This window comes from Streptomyces sp. NPDC127084 (assembly GCF_042724175.1).
Lineage (GTDB): Bacteria > Actinomycetota > Actinomycetes > Streptomycetales > Streptomycetaceae > Streptomyces.
Window position 1 is genome coordinate 25,021 of the sequence record NZ_JBHXFA010000088.1, and the last position, 7,619, is coordinate 32,639.

General features: G+C 71.9%; 7 protein-coding genes. 1 reads left to right on the forward strand and 6 read right to left on the reverse strand.

The window, feature by feature from the left end; all coding sequences use genetic code 11:
• Positions 1-453: 453 nt before the first annotated feature.
• The 6 genes from ACFWI9_RS20710 to ACFWI9_RS20735 all read right to left on the reverse strand — a co-directional run bounded on the left by ACFWI9_RS20710 (position 454) and on the right by ACFWI9_RS20735 (position 5,520).
• Positions 454-1,251: an endonuclease/exonuclease/phosphatase family protein gene (locus ACFWI9_RS20710; protein WP_387163997.1), complete on the reverse strand. Its 798-nt coding sequence runs from the start codon at positions 1,249-1,251 to the stop codon at positions 454-456.
• Positions 1,252-1,479: 228 nt separating this feature from the next.
• The gene (locus ACFWI9_RS20715; RefSeq protein WP_387163999.1) at positions 1,480-2,421 is read right to left on the reverse strand and encodes an ROK family glucokinase; all 942 of its coding nucleotides are present in this window, start codon (positions 2,419-2,421) and stop codon (positions 1,480-1,482) included.
• A 61-nt stretch (positions 2,422-2,482) separates the two neighbouring features.
• Complete coding sequence (locus ACFWI9_RS20720) at positions 2,483-2,962, reverse strand: DUF5304 domain-containing protein (RefSeq protein ID WP_387164000.1); 480 nt, start codon at positions 2,960-2,962, stop codon at positions 2,483-2,485.
• 67 nt (positions 2,963-3,029) lie between these two features.
• Positions 3,030-4,211 carry an ArsA family ATPase gene (locus ACFWI9_RS20725; protein WP_387164002.1) on the reverse strand — a complete coding sequence of 394 codons (1,182 nt, stop codon included), beginning with the start codon at positions 4,209-4,211 and terminating at the stop codon, positions 3,030-3,032.
• 23 nt (positions 4,212-4,234) lie between these two features.
• Entirely contained in the window at positions 4,235-4,684 is a 450-nt protein-coding gene (locus ACFWI9_RS20730; RefSeq protein ID WP_387164004.1) for an SRPBCC family protein, read from the reverse strand.
• Positions 4,685-4,758: 74 nt separating this feature from the next.
• Positions 4,759-5,520 carry a metallophosphoesterase gene (locus tag ACFWI9_RS20735; RefSeq protein ID WP_387164006.1) on the reverse strand — a complete coding sequence of 254 codons (762 nt, stop codon included), beginning with the start codon at positions 5,518-5,520 and terminating at the stop codon, positions 4,759-4,761.
• A gap of 258 nt (positions 5,521-5,778) precedes the next feature.
• On the opposite strand from ACFWI9_RS20735, the gene ACFWI9_RS20740 reads away from it, so the two are divergent.
• Positions 5,779-7,575 carry an AMP-dependent synthetase/ligase gene (locus ACFWI9_RS20740; RefSeq protein ID WP_387164008.1) on the forward strand — a complete coding sequence of 599 codons (1,797 nt, stop codon included), beginning with the start codon at positions 5,779-5,781 and terminating at the stop codon, positions 7,573-7,575.
• Positions 7,576-7,619: the final 44 nt, after the last annotated feature.

A 7,619-nucleotide genomic window follows, 5' to 3' on the forward strand; every position in this document is an offset into this window, starting at 1 on the left:
GCGCGCCCGCGGGGGCGCGGGGGGGGGGGGGGGCTCGCCCGCGCGGGGCCGGGGGGCCGCCCGGGGCGGGGGGGGGGCGGGCGGGGGCCCCCGTCCGCTTCGCCGCTGAGCCGCCGCTGCCACGACGGCCGGGCTGCCGCACCCAGACGCCGACCGGGCTCAGCCAGGCGGCGCAGGGGCACGCAGTGCGGCCAGCACCAGCAGATGCTCACGACCCACATGGCGCCGCGCTCCTGCCCAAGCACGCCGGGTCAGCCGTTGCCCGGGCAGTCCGCCCCGGGCAGGCGACCACGAGGCCACACATCCCCCGGCCAGTCGCCACCGCCAGCCCCGGCAGAAGGCCCGTCGCCACTCGGCGCTGCGGCCCGGCACCAAGGGCTGCCGGGCCAGTCACTGCCCCCCGCGACCCGCTCGCGTCCGATCGGCCCACGACCACGCCGACACATCCGCCGGTCAGTCGCCGCTGTCACGACAGCGGGGCGCAGCCGGCGGCGCCGGGATACGCAGGGCTGCCAGCACCGGCAGATGGTCCGTCGCGGCCTTCAGATCGGCTGCGCTGACGCCGTGGTGATCCGTCGGCACCCCGCAGCCGAGTACCTCGATTCCCGGAGTCGCGAAGACGGCGTCGATGCGCTTGTGCGGTGCGGCGGTGGTGAAGGTGTGCTCGCCGCCCCAGGGGCGTACCCGCCGGCAGTCCTGGAGCTCGGCCGCGAGACGGCGGAATCCGGGGCCGTCGGGCTGTTCGTTGACGTCACCGGCCGCGACGGCGTGCGGTACTTCCATGTCCCCGAGCCGCTCCAGCAGCAGTCCCGCCTGGGCGTAGCGCTCGGCGGCGTTCAGGCTCAGATGGAGGCTGAGCAGTCCGACCCTGGCCCGGCCGAACCGTACGACGGCGGTCGCGAAGCCCCGGCGGTGCAGGCCGGGAGTGAGCGGCAGCAGTACGTCCTCGGTGTGCTCGACGGTCGCCCGCAGCGAGCACAGCAGCAGCGGTCCCGCGGCGGTGGCGCCACCGCTCAGCACGACCAGCTCGCTCTTGGCGGCGAGCCGTGCGGCGTGCTTGCGCCAGCGGAAGAAGCGCGGTGCCTCCTGGATGAACACCAGGTCGGGCCGGCAGGCACGGATCACCCTGGCGAGCGCGTCCTCGTCGTCCCGCAGGGAGCGGATGTTGTAGCTGAGCACCCGTACGACCGCTGAACCGTCCGGCTCGGTGCGGGAGTTGGGCAGGGTGTAGGGATCGGGGGGCGTCGGCATGCGGTCAAGATAGCGGGGTGGGGGGCGGGGCGGGGGCGCGGGGGGGCGCGCACGGCGTACCAGCCGGGGGGGGGGGGGGCGGCGGGGGCCCCTTCCCGGCCCCCAACCGCCCCCCCGCGGCAGGCAGTGCCGGGTACGCGGCGGGCGCCGCCACCCGGCCCCGGTAAGCGGGGTGCCCGCCGCCCCCCTTCCATCAGGGGGCGGCGGGCACGGGCGCGTACGAACAGGTCAGCCCTGGCGGGCCAGGTCCGCGGCACCGACCATGCCTGCCCTGTTGCCGAGTTGGGCGGCGAGCACCTGGGCGTGCGGGCGCCACTGGGCACCGATCAGCCAGCGACGGAAGGACTTGCGGATCGGGTCGAGTACCAGGTCGCCCTCGTCGGAGACACCGCCACCGACGATGAACGCGGACGGGTCGAAGAGCGAGGCCAGGTCCGCGAGCCCGGCCCCTGCCCAGCGCGCGAGCTCCCGGAAGGAGTCGACGGCCACCTTGTCGCCCTGCCGCGCCGCCTCGCTGACATGCCTGCCTTCGATGCCCGCGGGCGTGCCGTCGCCGAGACCGAGCAGAATCCGCGCGTTCTCCGGCGTCGCGCCCGCGCGCTGCTGTGCGTACCGGACGAGGGCGCGCCCCGAGGCGTACTGCTCCCAGCAGCCCTGGCTGCCGCAGCCGCACAGCAGTCCGTCGGGGACGACCCGGATGTGTCCGAACTCCGCCGCGACGCCGAACCGGCCGCGGCGCAGTTTGTTGCCGATGATGATGCCCCCGCCCAGGCCGGTGCCGAGCGTGATGCAGATGACGTCTTCGTGTCCCTGGCCCGCGCCGAAGCGGTACTCGCCCCAGGCAGCCGCGTTGGCGTCGTTCTCCACGACGACGGGGAGGCTGACGCGCTGTTCGACCTTGTCCTTCAGCGGCTCGTGGCGCCAGTGGATGTTCGGTGCGAAGAGGACGGTGGCACGCTTGTCGTCGACATAGCCGGCGGCGCCGATGCCGACCGCTTCGATGTCGTGCCCCTTACCGGCTCCGGTGACGGCCGCGCAGATCGCGTCCACGATCCCTTCGGCAGTGGGCGGAGTGGGCACCGTGTGCGTTTCGAGAATGGCGCCCTCTTCGTCAACCACGCCGGCCGCAATCTTGGTGCCGCCGATGTCGACGCCGATGGTGAGTCCCATATGTCCCTCAGTTTTCGGTCGTGCCCCGCTAAGGCCAACGGTACCGGAGGGACTCCCCGCCTCAGTCCAGGTCGATCTGCTCGCGCGGCCCGTCGTCGGGGCCGTCGCGCCGGTCGCCGGGCGCCCCGCCCTGCTTGCCGCCCGGGGTCCCGCCCCCGTCCGGGGTCTCGCCGCGCGTCCAGCGCCGCTCATGGCCCTCGACGGCGGAGCGGTAGGCCGCGAGCAGCTCACTTCCCGCTGCGGCGAGGTGGTCGAAGACCTGCGGATTGCGCTCGATGACGGGTTCCACGACCGCCTTGGCCTGGCTGATCATCTGCTGTACGGCACCCTGTGCCGCCATGCCGAACAGCGGGTTCTGCAATGAGGACACCTTGTCGGCCACGGCGTCCATCAACTTGCGTAGCTCTTCCGCCGCGGACCCGGTGCCGCCGCCGTGCCCGTGCCGCTCCCGGCGGCGGGCACGCTCGGCCGCCAGGTCCTCGGCACATGCCTCGGCCCAGGCGTCGGCATCGACGGCGGGACGCTCGGTGGCATCGCTCATGGCGCACTCCTGAAGAACGGGAGGGACTGCTTACTGCCGACGGTACCCGAACGGGGTGTGCCCCCGTTCAGCGGCGCTGCGGCCACACAGCGGGATCCGGGGTGAACCTGACCCGGAGCTCGCCGTCCTTGAGGCCCGCGCCCGAGACGGTGCAGCGCCGCAGCACCGCCGGCAGCGGGAGGACGCGCCGGAACGGGCCCACGGTGATGAGCAGTTCGTCACCGCGGCGGACCAGGCCAAGCTCCTCCTTCACGGCACCGGGCAGCGGCAGTACCCAGTGGAGTTCGTCCTCACCGGATGACGGTGCCCGCTGGATGTCCCAGGGCTCGGGGCGGGCGGCCGCCCCTGGCGCCAGTCCGGCACCCAGTGCGGCCAGGTCGTCGAGCCCCCGGGGATCCCGGCCCAGATGGGCAACCGAGAGCAGCGGCCCGGTCCCGGTCTCGGATCGGCTCTCCTGGTGCCAGCGGTGCAGCGCCTTCTCCTGCTGGGCCTGGAGCCCGGCGAGCCAGGGGTCCGGCGATGCCGTCGGCAGGACGCGGTTGGCCACCAGCGCGTCCACCCGCATCCCGTGCAGCGCGAGCCCGAGCCGCGCCGTGAGCAGGGCGTCCTCCGCCGCCGGGCCGGGTTCGGCGACCAGCCGGACCGTGGTGTCCGGATCCTCGATCAGCCGCTGCACGGCGCTGAGCTCCGTCTCCCAGCGACCGGCGGTCTCGTAAAGCCACTGGGCGGGCATCGGCACACCGGCGAGCTGAGCCAGCATCGGGCGCAGCGCCCGGGCCGCCTGGCGTTCCGGTGGCAGCAGGCGGCGCACATAGCGGCGGAGCTGCTCGGGGAGCCCGAGCAGGGCGATCGTCTCGCGGACCGGGGGCATGTCGACCACGGCCGTGTCCCAACCGCCGCCGCGAAGGTCACGCAGTGCCCGCAGCAGGGCGAACTGCTCGCTGCCGGGCAGTTCCGTGAGCTCCTCGTCCTCCAGCTTCCGGGCGCCGAGCAGATCGAGGGCCGCGGTGCCGCGCTGCTGGAAGGCGAGCAGTTCGCGTCGGAAGTGCGCGCCGGAGTCGATCCGGGCGGCCCAGAGCCGCTCGGCCACCTCGACCGGCCCGGTTCCCACGGGCACGCCCGGTGCGGGCGCAGCCGCGGCCGTGAGCAGCAGGGTCCGCCCGCCGCCGCGGGCAGCGGCGAGCGCGGTGGCCGCCGCGATGGTGGTGCAGCCCGAACCGCCGGGCCCGGTGACGAGAACGAGACGCATGGAAACGGAAGGGGCGGTGCGGATCAGGCGCCCGCGCCGGACTCGACGCGCTTCTTCAGACCCGCGAGGGCGCGGTCGATGATGACCTTCTCCGCCTTGCGCTTGATCATGCCCAGCATCGGGATCTTGACATCGACCGTGAGCTGGTAGGTGACCTCGGTGCGCTCACCGCCCTCGACCGGCGCCAGCGTGTACGAGCCGTCGAGCTCACGCAGCATCTGCGACTTGACCAGAGTCCAGGAGACCTGGTTCGCCCCGGTCCAGGTGTACGCGAGGGTGTGGTCGTCCTTGATGGCGCCGGCGTCCAGCACCAGCCGGACCCGTACCGCGCGCCCTTGGTCGTCCTTCTCCAGGACTTCGGTCTCCTTCACCTCGCCGGTCCACTCCGGGTAGCGCGCGAAGTCGGAGATCACCCCCATGACGTCGGCGGGTGCCGCGTCGATGGTGATGCTCGAGCTGGTGTGTTCCGCCATCGCCGGGCTCCTCCAGTGCTCTCCGGTGCTCTCCGGACAAGGTTGCGGTGTGCAATCTACCGTGACCGTACCGGTCACCATTCCAGGGCCCAGGGCCGCCCCGTGGCGGCGAAGTGCCCGACGTTCACGCACTCGGTGGCACCGATCCGCATCCGCTGGGCCAGCGGCTGGTGGACGTGCCCGAACAGCGCGTACCGGGGCCGGGTGCGGCGGATGGCCTCCAGGAGGGCGCGGCTGCCGCGCTCGAAGCGGCGCGGGACGACGTCGTAGGTGAGCTCGGGCACGTCCGGTGGGATGTGCGAGCACAGGACGTCCACCTCGCCGAGCGCTTCGACCTTGGCCGCGTACTCCTCGTCCGAGATCTCGAAGGGGGTGCGCATGGGCGTGCGCAGTCCGCCGCCGACGAACCCGAAGACGCGGCCGTCGAGCTCGATCCGTTCGGCGTCCAGCACCGTGGTCCCAGGGCGGGCGTACTCCGGCCAGAGTGCGGGGATGTCGACGTTCCCGTATGTCGCGTACGTCGGCGCGGGAAAGGCGGCGAACATCTCGGCGTACTGCTTGCGCACGGCGGAGGTGATGGCGGCTTCGCGGTCCAGACCGGCCCACAGTTGCCGCCCGAAGGCACGGGCCTCCTCGAAGCGGCGCGCGGTGCGCAGCGCCACGATCCGATCGGCGTTCTCGACGCCGAAGAGGTCGGGGAAGATCCCGCGCGAGTGATCGGCGTAGTCCAGGAAGAGCACCAGGTCGCCGAGGCAGATCAGGGCGTCCGCCCCATCCCCGGCCCTGGCCAGGTCCCTCGTGTTCCCATGTACGTCGCTGACTACGTGAACGCGCATCCAGATCACCCCCCGATCACCCTAGGTCGAACAGCCCACACAGGATAGAGGTGGCGATCGGCGTCCAGACCTGCACGAACTTCGCGGGCCGGGAGACCGTGGCATAGGGTTCGCGATGCGGCGCCACGCACATGTGACGCAGCGAACATCTGACCGGAACCCCCTATCCGGAACCAAGTACTGGTCGGTAACGTCCGGGCAGTCCCCGGTGCGTTCACACAGAGCCGTGGCGCCGGCGCCCGATGAGGAGCAGCAGTCTTGCGTGAGTTCAGCCTTCCGGCCCTGTACGAGGTCCCCACGGACGGAAACCTGACGGATCTCATCCGCCGTAATGCGACCCAGCATCCGGATGTCGCTGTCATGGGCCGTAAGGTCGGGGGCACCTGGACGGATGTCACCGCCACCCAGTTCCTGGCCGAGGTGAGGGCCGCCGCCAAGGGCCTGATCGCCTCGGGTGTGCAGCCCGGCGACCGGGTCGCGCTGATGTCCCGCACCCGCTACGAGTGGATCCTGCTCGACTTCGCGATCTGGAGCGCCGGCGGTGTGACCGTGCCGGTGTACGAGACCAGCTCGGCCGAGCAGGTGCTCTGGATCCTGGGTGACTCCGGCGCGGTGGCGGCGATCGTGGAGAGCGACGCGCACGCCGAGGCCCTGGAGTCGGTGCGGGCCGAGCTGCCCGCGATCAAGCATCTCTGGCAGATCGAGCGCTCAGCGATCGACGAGCTGACCGCGGCCGGCGCCGAGGTCAGCGACGCGCTGGTGGACGAGCGCAGCGCCATCGCCAAGGCGGACGACCCGGCGACGATCGTCTACACCTCGGGAACCACCGGCCGCCCCAAGGGCTGCGTGCTCACCCACCGCGCCTTCTTCGCCGAGTGCGGCAACCTGGTCGAGCGGCTGAGCCCGCTGTTCCGTACCGGCCACAGCTCGGTGCTGCTGTTCCTGCCCGCCGCGCATGTCTTCGGCCGGATGGTCGCGATCGCGCCCGTGATGGCCCCGATCAAGCTGGGCTGCGCCCCGGACATCAAGAACCTCACCGATGAGCTGGCGGGCTTCCAGCCGACCCTGATCCTCGGTGTGCCACGGGTCTTCGAGAAGGTCTACAACTCCGCGAGGGCGAAGGCGCAGGCTGACGGCAAGGGCAAGATCTTCGACAAGGCGGCCGACACGGCGATCGCGTACAGCCGCGCGCTCGACGCCCCCGGCGGTATCCCGTTCCTGCTGAAGCTCAAGCACAAGCTGTTCGACAAGCTGGTCTTCAGCAAGCTGCGCGCGGTGCTGGGCGGGCGGGGTGAGTACGCCATCTCCGGCGGCGCGCCGCTCGGCGAGCGGCTCGGCCACTTCTTCCGCGGTATCGGCTTCACAGTGCTGGAGGGCTACGGCCTGACCGAGACCTGCGCTGCCACCACGTTCAACCCGTACGACCGGCCGAAGATCGGCACGGTCGGCCAGCCGATCCCGGGCTCGGTGGTCCGGATCGCCGACGACGGCGAGGTGCTGGTGCATGGCGAGCATGTCTTCTCTGGCTACTGGAACAACGAGAAGGCGACCGTTGAGGCGCTGTCCGACGGCTGGTTCCACACCGGTGACATCGGCACCCTGGACGAGGACGGCTACCTCGCGATCACGGGCCGCAAGAAGGAGATCCTGGTGACGGCGGGCGGCAAGAACGTCGCCCCCGCGGTGATCGAGGACCGTATCCGGGCGCACGCGCTGGTCGCGGAGTGCATGGTGGTCGGTGACGGGCGGCCGTTCGTGGGCGCGCTGGTCACCATCGACGAGGAGTTCCTGGCCCGCTGGGCCGCCGACCACGGCAAGCCGGCCGGTTCCACGGCGGCTTCGCTGCGTGAGGACCCGGACCTGCTGGCGGAGATCCAGCGGGCGGTGGACGAGGGCAACAGTGCGGTTTCCAAGGCGGAATCGGTGCGGAAGTTCCGCATCCTGGGCTCCCAGTTCACTGAGGAGGCCGGCCACATCACGCCGTCGCTGAAGCTGAAGCGGAATGTGGTGGCGAAGGAGTTCGCCGGAGAGATCGAGTCGATCTACGGCGCCTGACGGGCTGTAGATCCTGGCAGGTATCGCGCCCGGGCTTTCCGGGC